Genomic DNA, 18,936 nt, shown 5'->3' with positions numbered 1-18,936 from the left:
TTGGGATTGAGCGACCATAGCTTTTTCTCAATCTTTTTTAATGGCAGAATAGGGGATTATCTGGTGTTCCCCAAGGGGGTAAAATTAGCCTCAATCGTTACTTTTCATTGGACTAGGATTTTTTCCCATGACCGTCGCCTCCACCGCCCCTGCTTTTTGCCAAGGAATTCGCTTTTTCGGTGAAAACCTGCCGGATTTTGATCGTTATGGCCAGGAAACGGCGATCGCCAGTGGGGCAAAGGCCATCAGTTCTGCCAATGATCCCCAGGCGGTGTATCAAACTTTGTTGGCGGCGGATGCCCTCAGATATTTAACGCTCCAAACCACAGCCAGTAAAGAATCGGGTCACCCCGGCGGTTTTGCCAGCATTGCGGAGGCGATCGCCGCTCTGGTCATGTTGGGCTACAAAAATACGGTGACGGAAGTGGGCCACCATGCCCCCGGTTTTTACAGCACCATGTTTTTGGATCGTTCCCTGGAAGCCATGGGGATTAATAATGTCCAAGAACTTGGCGATCGGTTCCGGGAAATGCACGGCCTATTGGGCCACCTCTCAGGGCAAATCCCAGGCTTATTAGCTCCAGCAGGCCCCCTGGGTCAAGGTCAACATTTCGCCATGGCCGGAGCAAAACTTTATCCCGGCGTTTTATTTCCCGTAACTATCGGAGATGGTGGTTTGGGGGAACCCTACATCATGAGTAGTTTTGGCCATTTCCACACGGCCTATCCCCAGGTAACAAACTTTTTGCCCATTTTGGTCTGGAACGGTTTTAGCCAAGAACACCACAGCATGGTTTCCACCCAGAGCAATGAAGCCATGGTTAACTACTGGCAGGGCAACGGTTTTAAAAATGTCATTCTGGTCAACGCCAAAGATTTTGACGACAGCAATCAAGCGGGGGATTTTGTTGACAGCACCAAGTTTTCTTTCCAACAACGGTTAGCTTTTACCCAGGCAGTGTTGGAGGCCACCGACAAAGCGGCCCAGGCGGCCCTTGGTGGTACGTTAACGGTTCTGATTGTCAAACAACTAAAAGGAGCGGGAGTCCACAAATCCGGGGCCAAATCCCACAACCTCTATCCCGGCGACAGTTTAGATAAAGATTATATTGTCAGTGCTTTGCAAGAACGGGCCCTATCCCCCGAAGCTTGGCAATTGGTGCGGACCAATTTTGAACGTTCCCACGGTGGCCCCGCCTCCCAAACCGTGGTGACGGAATCCGTTTTACCTTTAGCGGATCTGGGTACTCTGCCCCTGAAGGAGTTTGCCCTAGAAGATAAACAGGTAGCCACCACCGCCATGGGGGAATTGGTGGTTCATGTGGGCAAACAGGATTCAAACTTTGTGGTTACCAACGCCGACGGTAACGCCGCTTCTGGGATCAATAACATCAACGTTGGGCTAAAAATTGTCCATCCCACGGTGGATGAGGATTATTTCCAACAACCCAACGGCCAAGTTTATGAACCCCTGAGCGAAGATGCCTGTGCTGGCCTGGCCGCCGCCCAAGCTTTGTTTGGAGGCCGTACCCTCTGGTGTTCCTACGAGTCCTTTGCTATTAACGGTTTACCCATTTGGCAGACGGTGACCCAGGCCATGGCGGAGCTACGTCGTCCTACCCCTTCCACCATTACCCTGTTTACAGCGGGAGCGTTGGAACAAGGGCGCAACGGTTGGACTCACCAACGGCCGGAAATTGAGAATTATTTTGCCGCTATGATGCGGAATGGGAATATTTTTCCCCTTTTCCCCTGTGATGCCAACGGTATTCAGGTTTGCTATGACTGGGCGTTAACCACCAGCAACAAAGGCATTCCCATCACCGCCAGTAAGTCTCCTTTGCCCATCCGCACTACGTTGGAGCAAAATCGTCAGGGTTTAGCCAAAGGCGGCATCCTACTCCACAACAGCACTGGCTCTAAAACCATTGTTTTTGCAGTAATTGGCGATATGACTCTAATTCCCGTGTTGGAAGCGGCCAGTCAATTGGAAAGTGAAGGTTATGGGGTAAAAGTGGTTTCGGTAATTAATCCCCGGCGCTTGTACCGTCCCCATGATGTGCAATGGCAGGATTGTTCCGAAGCGGACAGTGGCTTTTTGAGCGATGCTGAATTTACCGAACTGTTTGGTGGCGATGCGTTGATTGGGGTGACCGGTGGCAGTGGAGCCATGTTGGAACCAGTTCTACTCCGTAGTGCTTGCCCCAGGGATCTATTTGCTTGGAAACGGGGGGAAACTACCGCCAGCGCTGGACAACTGATGGCCTATAACGGCCTAACTGCCCAGGCCCTTGGCGATCGGGCCAAGGCATTGTTGCCCTAGGCTTAGCCATTCTTGTCGGAGTTATCCTAACTCCAGGCTGAGTTGCACAAAGGGTTGATGTTGCTCCTCTGCCCTGGGGGAACTCTGTAACTTTTTCCAATATTCCGCCATCCATTGTTCCGAACTGCCGGGACATTGGCGATCGCCTTGGAGCCAAGCTTGAAAGACCTTTTCTCGTCCATCCTGGGGACAGGTGATTTGATAAATCCGCACTCGTTTTTTTTCTACAGTTTTCGTACGGGTTAATTGGATCCCAAAGCCCAGCTTTTCCAGAAAACGACGGACAATGGTGATGGGGCTAGCATTTTTGGCTAAACCAATGCCCACTACCGTTTTAATATCATCCCGGTTAGCCAAGGCTAATTTACCCAGGGCGATTAAGTCCTCATCCAGGGCACACAACTCCCGTTGGGGATGGGCCAGCAGAATGGGAATGCCAATAATGTCGTAGGTACCGATGATGGCCCCCAATTGGGAACCATTAAAGTCCGGGAGAAAGAGACTGCCTTGTCCTTGATCCAATAGTAAACGGGCAATTTTGGCATCCCGATCGCCAAGGAATGGCCGGCCTACGGTGAGGAAGTAATGCCAACGCAGTTTTTGATACCAATTTTGGTCATCTTTTTGCACCAGATCCGCCGTCACAGGAATACCGTAGCGTTGGGCCAGTTCGTAGCGCCGTAGCCGTTGCCGTTCGTGGCTATTTTTCACTAGCCTTTTCTTCAACTGTTGATATTCCAATTCTTTTAGGGGTTTAGCGTCGGCGATCGCCTGGCAGTCGGCAAGGTAATTTTGTTCCCGCACCGCTTCAATGGCCTGTTGCAAAGGCTGAGGAGCGACCGTACTGAGGGGGTGATCGGGATCGCTGGGTGGAACAGGCAAAGACGGTAAAGCTGGGGGCGGCCCCAACAACTGATGGCCTTCCTGGTGCAAAAGCCCAAGAATGGATTCCCGATAATTGACCATGGCCAGGTTGATCCGCACCGCCATTTTGGCCCAGCAGAGCAAAGATTCCGCCTGGAAACCGGTGTCTAAATCATCCAAATTATCCAGATCCGATTGTTGCAACAGCCGGATATTAACCTCCGTCAAACGATGGCCGGCGGTGAGGAACTTACTAATGGCCGTAGCTCCATTGCCCACTTGGTTAAAGCCATAGCTAGCGGCCCAGAGGTAACGGGGAATATTTTGGCGAATGCGGCTGAGGGATTGGCAAACGGAAGTGGCGGTTTGGATGCCCTGGGCAATGCCCCACACGGAAGTGAAATGATTTTTTAGGTCAATGCTGACCCCCGTTTCCACCGCCGGACTACTCAGCACAATGTCATAGTCGGCCAACACTTGGTTGAGGTTGGTCAAACTGCCATGGGCAGGATGGTGAGGATCGGATAGGGATTCGGCATCAATGCGTAAAATGCGGCGATCGGGAAACTGCTTTTTCAGGTAGGCTTCCAGATTGCGGGTGCCCCAGGCACTGGTGAGCTTTTGAGCTGAGAGACAGACGAAAGGTTTACCGCCCTCCCGAATGTGATGCAACAGTTGTTTGACCAATTGCTTGGGGTCATTTTCGCCAAAGTGATAGATGGGCCATGCTTCTTCTAACCCCGGTTGCCAATGGTTACGGATCACGTAGGGTTGGAGGGGAATGCCACTCAAGCTGATCAAATAATCGAGGGAAACATCGGTTAAATCCGCATCGGCCACATAAATTTGTCCTTCTCCCCCTAGGCTATGTTGCAAAAGTTGCTTGAGGTTACGGAGAATGGCCACCCGCTGACGACGGCAGGTATCGGAATTCAGTCCATGCCAGAGCACCTGCTCCACTTCATCAATGATAATTAGGCAATCTTGCCACTGTTCCGGGTCAAACTGGGCTTGGGAATGGCCATGGAGGGAGTCGATACACAGACCAAAACCCCTTTGGCGAGCTAGGGGGGAACTAGATAAATCCCCCACATAGGGCAACTGAAAACGGTGGCACAGTTCCTGCACTAAACGAATGCGATGGCCAATGACCAACACTGGTCTGTGTTCGGCCTGGGCTTGGCGGACAATGCGAGCGAGAAATTCCGTTTTGCCCGTGCCCTTTGGCGATTGTAGGGCAATTAATTTTTCTTCAGCGGGAATGGTTAAAGGAGGTAAATACCGGGCTTCCACTTCCATCCCCCGGCTATGGGTGAGGCGGTTAAGTCGTTGGGCTTTCCAGATTTCCAGCGGCAGGGCCTTGCCGACCAACTGTTGTAGATAATCACTGCCTTGGTGGGCAATCACATCATCAACGCCCTTACCAAGGTGATGCTCCCATTGCAAAACTTTGACTTCACACCCTTGGCGACTGAACAAATAGCCCAACCGTTGAATGGCCAGATTCACCTGCTGGATAGTTTTGGGTTTACTGTCTTGATCGAAAGCAATCAGAATTTGTCTGCCGGGAGCGGCTAATTTTCCCAAAGCGGGAATTAATTGGCATTTGCCGATCCGTTGCCCCTGGTCATCCCTAGGAGTGCGGTAACCGTTATGGACTCCTGGTAAGGCGATCGCCCCGTAACCGGCCGTGAGTAAAGCACCCGCCTTTTTTGCCCCTTCTGTGATTACCAGAGGAATTTCCGGATGGCCCATCAACCATTGCCAAAAACCTAAATCCGGCTGGTCTGGGTCTTGATCCTCCTCTGTCAGGACTACCCCAGCTTTAGCAGCAATCCTTTCCCAAAGATGGAGGGGCACCCGCAGGGCAAAAATTCCCGTGGGTGTTTTGGGAGGATGCTCATATTTAATGGTCTTACTGCTTTCCCCATCCTGTCTCGGGCGATCGGGCTTAAAACACCCCCATAGATCTTTTTCCCCGGACAGTAAATCAATGCCAGAACACCACCAGCCCCCCGAGGCCACGTGGGCATAACGTTTCATTAAACCGTCACTAACTCGGCCGTCATTACGGCGCTGGAGCGCTTCAGCATAAAGCAAATGTTGGGCGGGGGCATCCCCTAAAAGGGGAGTGACATTGAGGCGGGTTAGTTGGTCGTCTACACAACTTTGCCGCCATTCTTGCAAGTGATTCATTTTGCCATCGGTCTTGCCGGAACAAGACTCCATATCTAGTGTGCGGGGAGTCTCATTGTAGGGGCAAAACACTAAATATGGTAGCGTCTAAAAAGTTAAAATTCTGGCGATTTATGCCCACTGACGGCATAGAGCTCGATTTGTTTCTGCGGAACTTAATCTTAGTCCAGTTTTCGCCCTGGCGATCGCCTGATGGAAGTATCAGTGCAAGGAAATGTTAACGGTGATGCCAAGCCTTGATAATTTGTGGTTCTAGGTCCGCAATTTGCCCGGAGTTGTCCAACACCACATCCGCTAGAGCTACCTTTTCCGCCAAGGGCATTTGACTAGTAATGCGAGCTAAAGCCTCTGCCTCCGTCAAACCGTTGCGCTTGATCAATCGTTCCACCTGTTGCTGTGGTCCGCAGGTCACTACCCAAATTTCCGTTACCCAATCTGTTAACTGGGCTTCAAACAATAGAGGAATGCTCAATAACACCGTTTGCTCTTGTTTTAACTGAGCTAAGGCAGACCGAAAACACCGCCCAACAAAGGGGTGAATTTGGGACTCCAGCCATTGTTTTTCTTCAGCATTATTAAAGACAATTTCCCCCAGGGCTTGGCGCTTTAACTGTCCCTGTTGGTCTAAAATTTCCGGGCCATAACGCCTGGCGATCGCCACTAGAATTTCAGAACCCGGTTCCACTGCTTGGCGGGCATAGAGGTCGGCGTCGAGGATAGGGACGCTGTATTTTTGCTGTAAATAATCCGTAACCGTACTTTTTCCCGTAGCAATGCCCCCGGTCAAACCAATCAATCGTTGTCGAGGGGGCTTGGTGTCCATGGATAAAGTATGGTCAACGGAAATTTCTACGGATTGATTGCTCCATGTTAGAGGTGTTAAACCCCCAAATAGTTATACCGAATTAACCAAACACCGTTTGGGGTTGTTGCTCCGCCAAGAATTTTTCGTGGACAATGCCCCGGAAAGTATCCAAGTCGGATTGCCACGCTTCAATGTACTGTTTGGCCACGCTGACCCGTTCCTGGGGATTGGGATTATTCAAGCTGTAATTGAAGTTACCCGCAAATAACAACGCACTCACTGCCTGGCGATCGGGAATCTGCAAAGTTGCCTGGTTAACTTTGAGGTTAAATTGACAGCCTTCCAAAAGATAGGTGAATTCCACCGCCGCTTGTACGGGGGCCTTGCCCAAATCTTGCCAGGCACCGGATGCCAGCAAAGTACCGGTGATGAACTTCCGAGCCCCATCGTTTTGATCCGGTAGGGGAATTAAACATTTGGGGGTTACTACCACGCCGTTGTATTGGGCATTGGGTAATTTTTCCACAAAGGCACTGGCGACCTTGCCCACGGTTACCACTTCCGCCGTTTTATCATTCATCCCTTCTAAAAACGTTAGGGAGCGGGGCTGGGCCACAATGCTGAGCCCATTTTTAAACACCAATTGGGAACCAGCTTTACTTACCACTGGCTGTTGGTTCAATTCCCATTCGTTGGACACAATGCCACTGAACTTCAAAAACTGTTCATTGACTAGGGTTGGGTCTAACTCCTTGACTGCAATGCTGATGGAAATTTCTAGAATTTCATTGGGAAGGGTGACAGGTTCTTGGGAGGTAGGAATTACAGTGGACATTAATTTTGCTCAACAATTACCGGACTGACAAAGAAATTGGCCGGGGCCCAATAGATAGAACCCCAGCCAAAACAATACCGGATCTTAGGAAGAAACAGAAGTGGTAGAGCGTTTGCGGCTACGACGGTAAACCTTAGTGGTACTGACCGGTTGGGCGCTAGGCTCGGCAGTGGTGACCACTTTCTTTTCTGGTTTAGCTTTCACTTTTGGTTCTGGGGTTTTAGTCAGGACCACTTTTTTGCGGGGGGCTGGTGTAGCAGAAGTCGCACTGACAGTGCTTACATTCTGGGGAACCTGATCCAATTCGATGGGGGTGTCGGTTTGCAACATCAGTAAAACCATGGGGCTACTCTGTAATTCCCGTTTGATCAGGCGTTGCAAGCTAGACTCCAATTCTTTTTGCAGCGCATTCCAGCTAACCTCTGTGGAGCCGTTGGAACCATGGGTGAACTCTGACCAGCGTTCTGTGAGGAAATTCTCGATGGTGCGGACAATTAGTTCTTCCAACAACTTAGGCTGAATGGTCATCACCACACCCCGGCAATGTACCTCAGGATAGGCTAACAGTGTGCCAGTTTTACTTAGGGCTGCCGCCACCGTCACCAAACCGTCTTCGGCCATTTGTTGCCGTTCAGCCATGGTGCTCTCATGGACAATACCCGCTTGATCCACCAATTCAATGCCGGAAGGAACTTGTCCTGCCACCCGGATGCGATCGCCGGTCAGTTCAATTACATCGCCGTTATTGACAATAACAATATTTTCGCTGGGAATACCCTGGGCCTGGGCCATCTGGGAATGCTTGACCAACATACGGTGTTCCCCATGGACGGGGACAAAGAATTTAGGTCGAGTAAGGGCCAACAACATTTTGTGTTCTTCCTGGGAAGCATGGCCAGAAACGTGGATGCCCTGATGCTTGCCGTAAATTACATTGGCTCCCTGCATCATCAGGCGATCAATGGTGTTGACCACCGCAATGGTATTACCGGGGATGGGATTAGCGGAAAAGACCACTGTATCCCCCTGGCGAATTTTAATCTGGGGATGCTCACCGTTGGAAATGCGGGTCATGGCCGCCAGAGGTTCTCCCTGGGAGCCAGTGGTCAAAATTAGTTGTTGTTGGTCGGGCAAATTGCGGGCTGCTTTGAGGGGCACGAATAAGTTATCGGGGCATTTGATGTAGCCCAATTTACGGGCATGGGCAATAACATTGAGCATTGATCGCCCCACCACCGCTACTTTCCGCTGATGTTTTTGGGCCAAGCTGAGGATGATATTGACCCGGTGCACCGAAGAAGCAAAGGTGGTCACCATCAAACGGCCTTCCGCCTGGGAAAAAACCCGGTCCAGGTTGGGGATAACAGACGCTTCAGAGGGGGTAATGCCAGGCACTTCCGCATTGGTGGAGTCACTCAGTAAACAGAGCACCCCTTTTTCGCCATACTCCGCCACCTTTTGCAGGTCGAAAAATTCCCCGTCAATGGGAGTGTGGTCGATTTTAAAATCTCCACTGTGCATCACTACCCCCAGAGGTGTGTGAATAGCTAGACAATAGCTGTCGGCGATGGAGTGGGTGTTACGAATAAATTCCACCACAAAGGATTTGCCCAAACGCACCATTTCCCGGGGAGAGACGGTCTGCAAATTGGTGCGCTCCAACATACCGGCTTCCTCCAGCTTGTCCCGTAACAGGGCCATGGCTAACCGAGGGCCGTAGATAATGGGAATGTCAAACTGCTTGAGGTGATAGGCAATGCCACCAATGTGGTCTTCGTGGCCGTGGGTAACCACCATGCCCTTGATTTTCTCCCGGTTTTCCCTCAGGTAGGTCATGTCCGGCAGTACAACATTAACGCCGTGCATGTCGTCGGTGGGGAAAGCTAGCCCCGCATCAAGCAGTAAAATTTCATCGTCATATTCAAAGACGCAGGTATTTTTACCAATTTCGTGCAGGCCACCGAGGGGAAGAATTTTGAGGGCTTGGGTTTGAGTATTTTTAGCCATAGTGTAAATAAAAAAACGTTGTAATTTAGCTAGTTAAGAATCAACAGTCGCAGTGCAACTTGAAGAAATTGAAGAACAAACTGAGGTCCGGGCAGAGCAAAAACGGGGCTAAGCAATCAGCAAACGACCGATTCAATTCAATCTTTGGATTAGCATTCCACTTGTTTTTGGGGAATTTATAGAAACGGATAGAACCGAGTTTTGAGAACATCCCAAGGAGTGAATGTATTTGCAATCTTTGGAGCCGGTGGGGAGAGGGCAAGCCCTAATGCCAGAAGGTAAAAACGAAGACTGATTCAGAAAAAATTTAGCTCATTCTGGGCTCGGAAAGTATCGAAAATGGAAAGAAGACGCTGAAGCCTTTAGCTAATCGGTGTAATGAACTAGCTCGCATATGGGATGGATTATCTATTCAGGTTTGGACGGAATCGAAAAACTTACTTCGCTCTTAAGTTCATGCCATTCTAGCATATACATTCCGGATAGGTACCTATTCTGAGAAAAAAATTGAGAAATCATCGACACTGGGCAGGGATTTAGCCATGGAGTTGATGGTAATTGATTAAATTTGATCAAAGATCATTTCAGCTTGTGACTGCCATTCTTTGACTGGTATCGCCAAGGTCAAGTTTCCCAATTGATTCGGTCTATCTTCCTTGGGTTAATCGAATATTTATCCCCAAGTTCTTTACCCTAGGGAAGTAAGGCTAAATCCCTTAGTACGTCTCGTAACTGTTCGGTGTGGCCAGGGGACAGAGCACAAAGGGGAGGTCTGAACGATCCTACGGGCCAACCCTGGAGTCCCAGGGCTGTTTTGACTGGGATGGGATTGGTGGCGCAGAAAAGAATTTTAAATAGGGGTATTAGCTGTAAATGGATTTCGAGGGCTTGGGCCGTTGCTCCCTGGGCAAAATGCTGCACCATGGCCTGCAGGCGATCGCCGACCAGATGACTGGCCACACTGACCACCCCGGCCCCTCCCACGGCCAATAAAGGAAGAGTCAGCACATCATCCCCGGCATAGATGGCAAAATCATCGGGGGTATGGGCCCGAATTAGGGAAGCCTGCTCCAAACTGCCGGTGGCTTCTTTGATGGCCACAATGTTTTCCACTTCCGCTAAACGGTAAACCGTTTCCGGGGCTAGGCTCTGGCCCGTTCTGCCGGGAATGTTGTACAACATCAGGGGCAACTCCGGCGCACAATTGGCGATCGCCTGGAAATGGGCCAATAAACCTTCCTGGGGAGGCTTGTTATAGTAGGGCACTACCTGGAGGGAACCATCCACTCCCAACTTGGCCGCAATCTGGGTTGCTTCCATGGCCTCCCGGGTACAGTTAGACCCAGTGCCGGCAATGACGGAACCCCGATCGCCGACGGTTTGTTTAACCACCCGAAATAGCTCATGCTCCTCCTCCCAGGAAAGGGTGGGAGATTCCCCCGTGGTGCCACAGACCACCAGGCCGTCACTGCCATGGGTGATGAGATGGTCAGCCAATTTTTCCGCTACCCCATAATCCACCCCACCATCGGCATTGAAGGGGGTAACCATCGCAGTTAACACAGGGCCAAAGGGGGAAGTGCTTACAAAATCAGCCATAGACTATCTCAACGAAAAAGGGCAGCGGGCAAGTAACCATGGATGGGTTGGGAAAAATTCTACAGCCACCCCCGCTCCACCAATAATTCGGCGATTTGCACCGCATTGAGGGCTGCCCCTTTACGAATTTGATCACCGCACAACCACAGGTCCAAACCATTGGGGTGGGAAATATCTTGGCGAATACGTCCTACCAACACGTCGTCCTGGCCTGTGGCATCCATGGGCATGGGGAAATAATTTTTTTGCCAATCCTCCACCAGTTTTACCCCCGGAGCTTTGGCGATCGCCGTTTTGGCCAATTCCACCGGGAATGGGGTGGCAAATTCCAAGTTGACCGCTTCTGAGTGGGCCCGGAGCACAGGTACCCGCACACAGGTGGCCGTGATGCGTATATCTTCTGCGGCAAAGATTTTCCGGGTTTCCTGCACCATTTTCATTTCCTCCTCACAGTAGTGGTTAGCTGTGATGGGGGAGTTGTGGGGAAAGAGGTTAAAAGCCAAAGGATAGGGCAAAATCTCAGCTTGGGGAATTTTTCCCTCCAGGATGTCCCGGCTTTGGTGCTTCACTTCTTCCATGGCCATGGCCCCGGCCCCACTGGCAGACTGGTAGGTGGCCACCACAATGCGTTTAATAGGTTGGAGCTGATGCAGGGGATAGATGGCTACCCCCATTAAAATCGTCGTGCAGTTGGGGTTGGCAATGATGCCTTGGTGGTTTTGGGCCGCTTCGGGATTAATTTCCGGTACCACTAGGGGCACTTCCGGCACCATGCGAAAAGCGCTGGAATTGTCCACCATCACCGCTCCGGCTTTGGTAATTTCCTCTGCCCAACGCTTGGAAGTGGAACCACCGGCGGAAGCCAACACCAAGTCACAGCCTTTAAACGCTGAACCATCCACTGCCTGGATCGGTAACTTTTCTCCTTGGAACTCCAGGGTTTTACCCGCAGAACGGGGCGAGGCCAAAAGTTTTAATTCTGCCAGGGGAAAATTCCGGCTGGCCAGTAACTCCAGTAATTCTGTGCCAACGGCCCCAGTGGCCCCCAGGATGGCAACGCGTATCGGTGATGGCAAAGCTTACTCCTCCAGTAGCTAATCGGGATCGAAAGATGGGCAACGCAGTCAGAAAGCAGTATCAAGCTTAGTTAAGCCCAGTTGGTCAAAGTTGTTGGGGTAAAAAATCAGCCAAAAAAGAAAAAACTAATTGTGACGCAGGGCATTGCCCCCTAAACCGCAAAGCCATTATTGAATTGTCCAGCTAGAAAAATCATTGATTTAGTCCCATTCTCTCAAACCGGCCTGGGGGACCCCCCGGCGGGAAAAGATTCTCGCCCTAGGAAAAAATGGCACCCGGCTTATATTATGATCAATTGGGTTGACCGCCACAGGTCTTCCCCGAGCCATTGCGTTGCGGGGCTAGAAGGGAAACATTTCCCTCGGTCTAAGTGAACCTAGCATAACACGGGTAGAAGGGCCCACAGACCGATTTCTGCAGTCCTTCCCAGCCCTCCAGGGGTGAACTTAGTGCCCACTGCCCCCATTGTTTCACCATCGAGATTTCCCATCAATGAAAGTTACCCAGGAAAAATTGCCAGATAGTCAAGTTGGGCTAGAAATTGAGATTCCCGCCACAGCGTCGAAAAAAGTTTATGAGAACGTCGTCAAAAAGTTAACCCGCACCGTTAATATTCCTGGGTTCCGTCGGGGGAAGGTGCCCCGGGCCATTGTTATCCAGCGTTTGGGACAAAGCTATATCAAGGCCACGGCCATTGAAGAGTTGATCGACGACAGCATTAAAGCCGCGGTTAAGCAAGAAGAACTACCCATCATTGGCAATTTTTCCCTGCGCTCGGACATGGAAAACCTAATTCAAATCTTTGACCCTGAAGCGCCCCTCACCATTAAGGTGGCAGCGGATGTGTTCCCCGAAGCGGAATATGAACCGGAGAGCTATAAAAAAATCACTGCCCAGGCGGAAGAAATCGAATACAGTGCCGATGCCGTTGACCAGTGGCTCAAGGGAGAACAGGAAAAACGGGCTACCCTTGTCCCGGTGGAGGACCGTCCTGCGGCCCTGGGAGATCTGGCCATTGTGGACTACGCCGCTTTTCAGGTGGCAGAAGATGGTCAAGCTGGAGAGGCGATCGCCGAAGTGAAGGGGTCTGATTTTGAGGTGACCCTAGAAGACGGTCGTTTTGTGGCTGGTATTGTGGACGGTATTGTCGGAATGGCGGTTGATGAAACCAAACTGATTCCGGTTACTTTTCCGGAGGACTATCCCTTGGAAGCTGTGGCGGGGGAAGATGTGTTGTTTGAAATTAAGCTCAAAGAAATTAAATTCCGGGAACTGCCTGAATTGGACGATGACTTCGCCGAAGATGTGAGCGAGTTTGAGACCATGGCAGAGCTCAAGGCGGATCTGGAGAAACAATTCCAGGAACAGGCCAAACAGCGCACCGATGACAACATCAAGGCTGCCATTAAGAAAAAATTGGGGGAACTGTTCACCGGGGATTTACCGGAAACCATGATCAAACAGGAGTGCGATCGCCTAGTGGCCCAAACCGCCATGGAACTAGAACGCATGGGACTAGATGTTTCCCAACTGTTCCGTCAGGGGGATGATATGCTCCAAACCCTCAAGGACAATTCCCGCCCAGAGGCGATCGCCAACCTTAAAACCGACCTGATGATAGGAGCCATTGCCAAAGAAGAAAAAATTCAGCCCACCGAAGCAGAAGTTAAGGAACGCTGTGACGAGCTTCGTCAGGAATTCAAGGGAGAAAAAATCGACGAATCCCGGCTGGTGAACTTTGTGGAAAGTTCCCTCACAGAAAGTAAAGTGCTGGATCTGCTCAAAGAATGGGCTGACGTTGAACTGTTGCCGGAGGGTAGCCTCAGCCAGACTGAGGAAGATACTCCCGACGACGATGCAGAGGAAGAAGCCATCGTGGATGTGGAAGCAACCTCCGACGAAGAGTAACCCGTTGGCCCAAATTACCCTTGGGGTGTCAGAGGCATACCGGGCCTCCGCAAACTAGAGGAGAAATCTCCGGAATAGGTAAATTGACAGGGCAGATTAACCTCCTGCCCTCCCTGTCCTAGGGCGTTAGTCCCCCAAGGCTCAAGTAAATCTAGGTAAGATGAGACCATGTCGGCAACAAAGTTGAGTTAACCTAAAGCAAAGTAAAGGAAAAGTTTTTTTTCCCCACTCCTTGGACGCCGGCTTGATCCCTGTCCGCCTTTTTCTTAATTTTCCCTACCTTTCCCCGTACCTAACCCATGGTCAACTCCCGTTCTCCCTACCGTTCTCCCCTCAGTACCCTAGGGGGCAATAACATCCAAAGCGTTGTTCCCATGGTGGTGGAACAGTCTGGCATGGGCGAGCGAGCCTTCGACATTTACTCCCGTCTGCTAAGGGAAAGAATCATCTTTTTGGGCACCCCTGTGGACGACCAAGTGGCAGATTCCATTGTGGCCCAGCTACTATTTTTGGACGCAGAGGACCCGGAAAAAGACATCCAACTCTACATCAACTCCCCGGGGGGCTCCGTTTATGCCGGCCTGGCCATCTATGACACCATGCAACAGATTCGTCCCGATGTGGTCACCATCTGTTTTGGTCTGGCTGCCAGCATGGGGGCTTTTTTGCTTTCCGGTGGCTGTAAGGGAAAACGTATGGCTTTGCCTAGTTCTCGCATCATGATTCACCAACCCCTCGGGGGAGCCCAGGGTCAAGCGGTGGAAATTGAAATTCAGGCCAGGGAAATCCTGTACATCAAGGATCGCCTCAATACCATGTTGGTGGAACACACCGGCCAACCCATGGAAAAACTCCAGGAAGATACGGAAAGAGATTTCTTTATGTCTGCGGAGGAAGCAAAGGAGTATGGCCTCATTGACCAGGTAATTTCCCGCCCTAATCTTCCCGACCCCACTACCCCCGTCACCTCCCTCGGTTAGTTTTATGCCCAAATACGACTCCCATCTGAAATGTTCTTTTTGTGGCAAATCCCAGGAGCAAGTCCGTAAATTAATTGCTGGCCCTGGCGTGTACATTTGTGATGAATGTGTAGAACTCTGTAACGACATTTTGGATGAGGAGTTGTTGGATGTACCCCCTGCCTCAACCGGGGAAAGGGATGGGACAGGTCAAAAACAAAAAAAATCTGGTCAGCCCCGTCGCCGTCTTACCCTAGAAGAATTACCCAAACCAACGGCAATCAAACAGTACCTGGATGAATATGTAATTGGCCAAGATGAGGCTAAAAAGGTGCTTTCCGTCGCTGTTTATAACCACTACAAAAGATTAAACCTGCTGGAGCGCAATCAAGAGATTGATCCCGGCGATGCAGTGGAATTACAAAAATCGAATATTCTTCTAGTGGGCCCCACGGGGTCTGGGAAAACCCTACTTGCCCAAACCCTGGCGAAAATTTTAGAAGTGCCCTTCGCTGTGGCCGATGCCACTACCCTGACGGAAGCGGGCTACGTGGGGGAAGATGTGGAAAATATTTTGTTGAGACTGCTCCAGGTAGCGGATTTGGATGTGGAAGAAGCCCAGCGAGGCATTATTTACATTGATGAAATTGATAAAATTGCCCGCAAAAGTGAGAATCCTTCCATTACTAGAGATGTGTCCGGGGAAGGAGTACAGCAGGCTTTGTTAAAAATGTTGGAAGGAACGGTGGCCAATGTGCCGCCCCAGGGAGGCAGAAAACATCCTTACCAAGACTGTATTCAAATTGATACCAGTAATATTCTCTTCATCTGTGGTGGTGCTTTTGTCGGCTTAGAAAAGGTAATCGAACAAAGGTTTGGCAAAAAATCCATGGGCTTTGTGCGGCCGGGAGAGGGGCCAAGTAAGGAAAAAAGAACTGCCGATGTGCTCCGTCAGGCAGAGCCCGATGACTTAGTCAAATTTGGTCTGATTCCCGAATTTATTGGTCGTATTCCCGTGATGGCCTGCCTTAACCCCTTGGATGAGGATGCTTTAATTGCTATTCTGACCCAGCCCCGCAATGCCATTGTTAAACAGTATCAAACCCTATTGGGTATGGACCATGTGGAGTTGGATTTTCAACCCGATGCGGTGCGGGCGATCGCCACGGAGGCCCACCGTCGTAAAACCGGAGCTAGGGCGTTACGGGGCATTGTGGAGGAATTAATGCTGGATGTGATGTATGAGTTGCCTTCCCGGGAAGATTTAACCCACTGCTTGATCACTAGGGAAATGGTGGAAAAACGCTCCACAGCAGAATTATTGCTCCATCCTTCTTCCTTACCTAAACCGGAATCTGCTTAGGTTCACCCCATTGTTTTTCAGTAATCAAAGACTGGTTGGAATTGCCATAACCCAAAACTGCCATATCAAATGAATACAGGCTGAGTTCGTGAGTTTAATGTGAAGATAGTTAGTAATTGAAAGTAGGGCTAAATTGCCGCCGAGATTTGCATTTTTTCATAATTTTGTCTGGAGTTGGCGAATTGGGAATTTAGTGTCCTTCGCCACAATTTTCTAAATTAGGGTTGATAAACTGCCTATACGGACGGTGTTTTTCCATTCTTGGGCTTTGCCGATCGCCGTTTAGTCCGTTTAACTATGCAGGATTCCAATCAACGGCTCAAGCTGGGGGTACTGTTTTTCGTTGTTACCTTGGTGTTGGCCACTTTGGGCTATATCTGCTTTGGTTGGACAACGACGGAAGCGGTGTACATGGTAGTCATTACCGTTTTTGGGGTGGGCTATGGGGAAGTGCGGCCTCTTACCACCACGGCGGAAAGAGTTTTTACTATGGGGGTAATTCTAGCGGGCACCACCTCAGCGGTTTATATTGTCGGAGCATTTGTGCAAATGGTGACGGAGGGAGAAATCCATCGGGCTTTGGGTAATCAGCAACGGCAACGGCAAATTGCTAATTTAACGGACCACACAATTATTTGCGGTTTTGGCCGCATGGGTCAGGTTTTGGCCAAGCAATTAAAACAGTCTGGCTTGCCCTTTAGCATCATTGATAATCAACCCAGCCAAGTGGCGATCGCCGAAGAATTAGGTTATCTGGCCCATTGCGGGGATGCCACCAGGGAAGAACAATTGCAAATGTTGGGGGTAATGAGGGCAAAGACCTTGGCCACGGTTTTGCCGGAGGATGCCACCAATGTCTTTATTACCCTGACTGCGAGGGAACTCAACTCCCGCTTGACCATTTTGGCCCGGGGAGAAATTCCCGAAACAGAGAGAAAACTCAGGCTTGCAGGAGCGGATCAGGTGATTTTACCCCTGACGGTGGGGGCAGTTCAGATGGCGGATTTAATCACCCAATCGAACCGGCGGGATTTTCTCAATCGCCCCGATGAACGGGGTTTTTTAAATGACCTGTTGGCCAGCGTGGAAGTACAAATGGATGAACTAATTGTGGCACCGGATTCCCCCGCCATGGGTCGCACCATTATGGAAATGGAAGTTCGCAGTAAGGGAGCCTTTATTGTCATTGCCCTACGCCGAGCGGATGGCAGTACTATTCTCCATCCCCACCCTTCGCAAATCTTGAACGAGAACGACACCATCATTGTCATTGGTCACCGCTCGGAAATTCCCCGCTTTGCTGAACAGTACCAGTTCAAGCGCAAACAACTCAAAGCCCGTTGGCAAGAGGCCGCCCTAACCCCATGACCTCCATCGATACACTCTGGCTGTTGCTCTGTGCTGGCTTAGTATTTTTTATGCAAGCCGGTTTTATGTGTTTGGAGTCGGGGCTAACCCGTTCTAAAAACAGCATTAACGTTGCCATTAAAAATTTTGCTGACTTTGGCATTTCTGTGGCTCTTTTTTGGTCCTTTGGCTTCAGCATTATGTTTGGACTGTCCCAGGGAGGCTGGTGGGGCACAGGTTATAGCTTTGTTGACGTAGGGGGAGAACCCACCCTAGCGGTGTTTTTCCTGTTTCAGGCTATGTTCTGCGGCACCGCTACTACAATTATTTCCGGAGCGGCGGCGGAACGGTTAAAGTTTTCTGCCTACTTATTGGTGGCGGGGCTAGCTTCTGGGCTCATTTATCCCCTCTTTGGAGATTGGGCTTGGAATGGCTTAGCAACAGTGGCAGGCATAGAAACTACAGGGGGCTGGTTAGAAAATTTGGGCTTTCGGGATTTTGCCGGGTCAACGGTGGTGCATAGCGTCGGGGCTTGGATCGGTTTAGCCACTATTCTCGTTGTTGGCCCCCGCCAAGGTCGTTTTCCCAAAACCGGTAAAACCTTAAAAATTCAGGGTTCCAATATGCCCTTTTCCGTTCTAGGCACTTTGATTCTCTGGTTTGGTTGGTTGGGCTTCAATGGTGGCAGTACCTTTGGCTTGACACCGGAGGTGCCGGGCATTATGGTCAACACTGTCCTAGCCGGGGTGGGGGGCATGTTGATGGCGGGGTTGATTAGCCTCCTACAGGACAAAATGATCCAAGTGGAACCCCTGATGAATGGTTCCCTGGCCGGTTTGGTGGCCATTACTGCCAGCGCCAATGTGGTTATGACACCGATCGCCATGGTGATTGGAGCTACGGGGTCGGCGATCGCCTATCTGGTGGGAAAAAAAATGTTGCACTGGGGGGTAGATGATGCGGTGGATGCGGTGGCAGTCCATGGTGGGGCAGGAGTCTGGGGCACTCTCTGTGTGGGATTATTCGGTCAATTGCCGTTGGTGGATACGGGGCTAAATCGTTGGCAACAATGCGGGGTACAACTGCTGGGTATTGGAGTTTGTACGCTGTGGGCCTTTGGGTTGGCTTGGGTATTTTTAACGTTGCTAAATCGGGTGTTTGCCTTGCGGATTTCCCCCGAAGATGAGGAAATTGGGCTTAATGTGTCGGAACATCAAGCCACCACAGAAACTTATGAACTTTTTCAGGTAATGGACCGCCAAGCCAAAACCCATGATTTAAGTTTGCGGGTGCCCGTTAACCCTTTTACCGAAGTGGGGCACATTGCCGGTCGCTACAACCAAGTGATGGATGCCTTTGAAGCCCGGCACCACCGTAGCGTGGAGGATCTAGCCCAAATTTATTACGTCACAGCGGCGATCGCCGCCGCCATTGAAAATAACAGTTTTAAAGCCGACCAGTTGGGTTTGGAGGAAGTGACCAATCGGGCCGATGAACTGGGGGCCTTAGCGAGAACTATTCAACAAATGGCGGAAATGCTCCAGCAACGGGACCAAGAATTAATTGCTGTCAAACAACAATTGGTACTCCAACAGCAAAAACAGCACCATGGCAATGGCGAATCGGTGGATTTATCCCCATAGTTGAGTTGCT

12 protein-coding genes are annotated in these 18,936 nt (G+C 50.5%); 6 read left to right on the top strand and 6 right to left on the bottom strand.

Annotated features, from left to right (window positions below; genetic code table 11):
* The first annotated feature begins 127 nt into the window (after window positions 1-127).
* Entirely contained in the window at window positions 128-2,323 is a 2,196-nt protein-coding gene (locus C7I86_RS15230) for a phosphoketolase (protein ID WP_010874098.1), read from the top strand.
* A gap of 21 nt (window positions 2,324-2,344) precedes the next feature.
* Here C7I86_RS15230 and C7I86_RS15225 read toward each other — a convergent pair whose 3' ends face one another.
* The 6 genes from C7I86_RS15225 to C7I86_RS15200 all read right to left on the bottom strand — a co-directional run bounded on the left by C7I86_RS15225 (window position 2,345) and on the right by C7I86_RS15200 (window position 11,705).
* Complete coding sequence (locus tag C7I86_RS15225) at window positions 2,345-5,416, bottom strand: plasmid replication protein, CyRepA1 family (RefSeq protein WP_199303503.1); 3,072 nt, start codon at window positions 5,414-5,416, stop codon at window positions 2,345-2,347.
* A 184-nt stretch (window positions 5,417-5,600) separates the two neighbouring features.
* Window positions 5,601-6,206 (bottom strand): dephospho-CoA kinase, encoded by a 606-nt coding sequence (coaE, locus tag C7I86_RS15220; RefSeq protein ID WP_010874096.1) that lies wholly within the window; start codon window positions 6,204-6,206, stop codon window positions 5,601-5,603.
* Between the two features lie 82 nt (window positions 6,207-6,288).
* Window positions 6,289-7,023: a hypothetical protein gene (locus tag C7I86_RS15215; RefSeq protein ID WP_010874095.1), complete on the bottom strand. Its 735-nt coding sequence runs from the start codon at window positions 7,021-7,023 to the stop codon at window positions 6,289-6,291.
* Window positions 7,024-7,107: 84 nt separating this feature from the next.
* Window positions 7,108-9,030 carry a ribonuclease J gene (locus C7I86_RS15210; protein WP_010874094.1) on the bottom strand — a complete coding sequence of 641 codons (1,923 nt, stop codon included), beginning with the start codon at window positions 9,028-9,030 and terminating at the stop codon, window positions 7,108-7,110.
* 693 nt (window positions 9,031-9,723) lie between these two features.
* Complete coding sequence (gene dapA, locus C7I86_RS15205) at window positions 9,724-10,629, bottom strand: 4-hydroxy-tetrahydrodipicolinate synthase (RefSeq protein ID WP_010874093.1); 906 nt, start codon at window positions 10,627-10,629, stop codon at window positions 9,724-9,726.
* A 59-nt stretch (window positions 10,630-10,688) separates the two neighbouring features.
* Complete coding sequence (locus C7I86_RS15200; RefSeq protein WP_010874092.1) at window positions 10,689-11,705, bottom strand: aspartate-semialdehyde dehydrogenase; 1,017 nt, start codon at window positions 11,703-11,705, stop codon at window positions 10,689-10,691.
* 493 nt (window positions 11,706-12,198) lie between these two features.
* On the opposite strand from C7I86_RS15200, the gene tig reads away from it, so the two are divergent.
* The 5 genes from tig (at window position 12,199) to C7I86_RS15175 (ending at window position 18,926) form a co-directional block, all read left to right on the top strand.
* Entirely contained in the window at window positions 12,199-13,614 is a 1,416-nt protein-coding gene (gene tig, locus C7I86_RS15195; RefSeq protein WP_010874091.1) for a trigger factor, read from the top strand.
* 299 nt (window positions 13,615-13,913) lie between these two features.
* Window positions 13,914-14,594, top strand: coding sequence for an ATP-dependent Clp endopeptidase proteolytic subunit ClpP (gene clpP / locus C7I86_RS15190; protein WP_010874090.1), 681 nt, complete (start codon window positions 13,914-13,916; stop codon window positions 14,592-14,594).
* Between the two features lie 4 nt (window positions 14,595-14,598).
* The gene (clpX, locus tag C7I86_RS15185; protein WP_010874089.1) at window positions 14,599-15,936 is read left to right on the top strand and encodes an ATP-dependent protease ATP-binding subunit ClpX; all 1,338 of its coding nucleotides are present in this window, start codon (window positions 14,599-14,601) and stop codon (window positions 15,934-15,936) included.
* Between the two features lie 297 nt (window positions 15,937-16,233).
* Window positions 16,234-17,304 (top strand): TrkA family potassium uptake protein, encoded by a 1,071-nt coding sequence (locus C7I86_RS15180; RefSeq protein WP_010874088.1) that lies wholly within the window; start codon window positions 16,234-16,236, stop codon window positions 17,302-17,304.
* Window positions 17,301-18,926: an ammonium transporter gene (locus tag C7I86_RS15175; protein ID WP_010874087.1), complete on the top strand. Its 1,626-nt coding sequence runs from the start codon at window positions 17,301-17,303 to the stop codon at window positions 18,924-18,926. Before C7I86_RS15180 ends, C7I86_RS15175 begins: the two co-directional genes overlap by 4 nt.
* Window positions 18,927-18,936: the final 10 nt, after the last annotated feature.

This window comes from Synechocystis sp. IPPAS B-1465, assembly GCF_003015225.1.
GTDB lineage: Bacteria > Cyanobacteriota > Cyanobacteriia > Cyanobacteriales > Microcystaceae > Synechocystis.
The sequence above is the reverse complement of the archived record's forward strand: the minus strand, read 5'-3'. Positions and strand labels throughout refer to the sequence as shown.

Excerpts from the sequence above, each read along its gene's own strand:
- C7I86_RS15230 (WP_010874098.1), top strand. The coding sequence starts at position 128 with ATGACCGTCGCCTCCACCGCCCCTGCTTTTTGCCAAGGAATTCGCTTT.
- C7I86_RS15225 (WP_199303503.1), bottom strand. The coding sequence starts at position 5,416 with ATGGAGTCTTGTTCCGGCAAGACCGATGGCAAAATGAATCACTTGCAA.
- coaE (WP_010874096.1), bottom strand. The coding sequence starts at position 6,206 with ATGGACACCAAGCCCCCTCGACAACGATTGATTGGTTTGACCGGGGGC.
- C7I86_RS15215 (WP_010874095.1), bottom strand. The coding sequence starts at position 7,023 with ATGTCCACTGTAATTCCTACCTCCCAAGAACCTGTCACCCTTCCCAAT.
- C7I86_RS15210 (WP_010874094.1), bottom strand. The coding sequence starts at position 9,030 with ATGGCTAAAAATACTCAAACCCAAGCCCTCAAAATTCTTCCCCTCGGT.
- dapA (WP_010874093.1), bottom strand. The coding sequence starts at position 10,629 with ATGGCTGATTTTGTAAGCACTTCCCCCTTTGGCCCTGTGTTAACTGCG.
- tig (WP_010874091.1), top strand. The coding sequence starts at position 12,199 with ATGAAAGTTACCCAGGAAAAATTGCCAGATAGTCAAGTTGGGCTAGAA.
- clpP (WP_010874090.1), top strand. The coding sequence starts at position 13,914 with ATGGTCAACTCCCGTTCTCCCTACCGTTCTCCCCTCAGTACCCTAGGG.
- clpX (WP_010874089.1), top strand. The coding sequence starts at position 14,599 with ATGCCCAAATACGACTCCCATCTGAAATGTTCTTTTTGTGGCAAATCC.
- C7I86_RS15180 (WP_010874088.1), top strand. The coding sequence starts at position 16,234 with ATGCAGGATTCCAATCAACGGCTCAAGCTGGGGGTACTGTTTTTCGTT.
- C7I86_RS15175 (WP_010874087.1), top strand. The coding sequence starts at position 17,301 with ATGACCTCCATCGATACACTCTGGCTGTTGCTCTGTGCTGGCTTAGTA.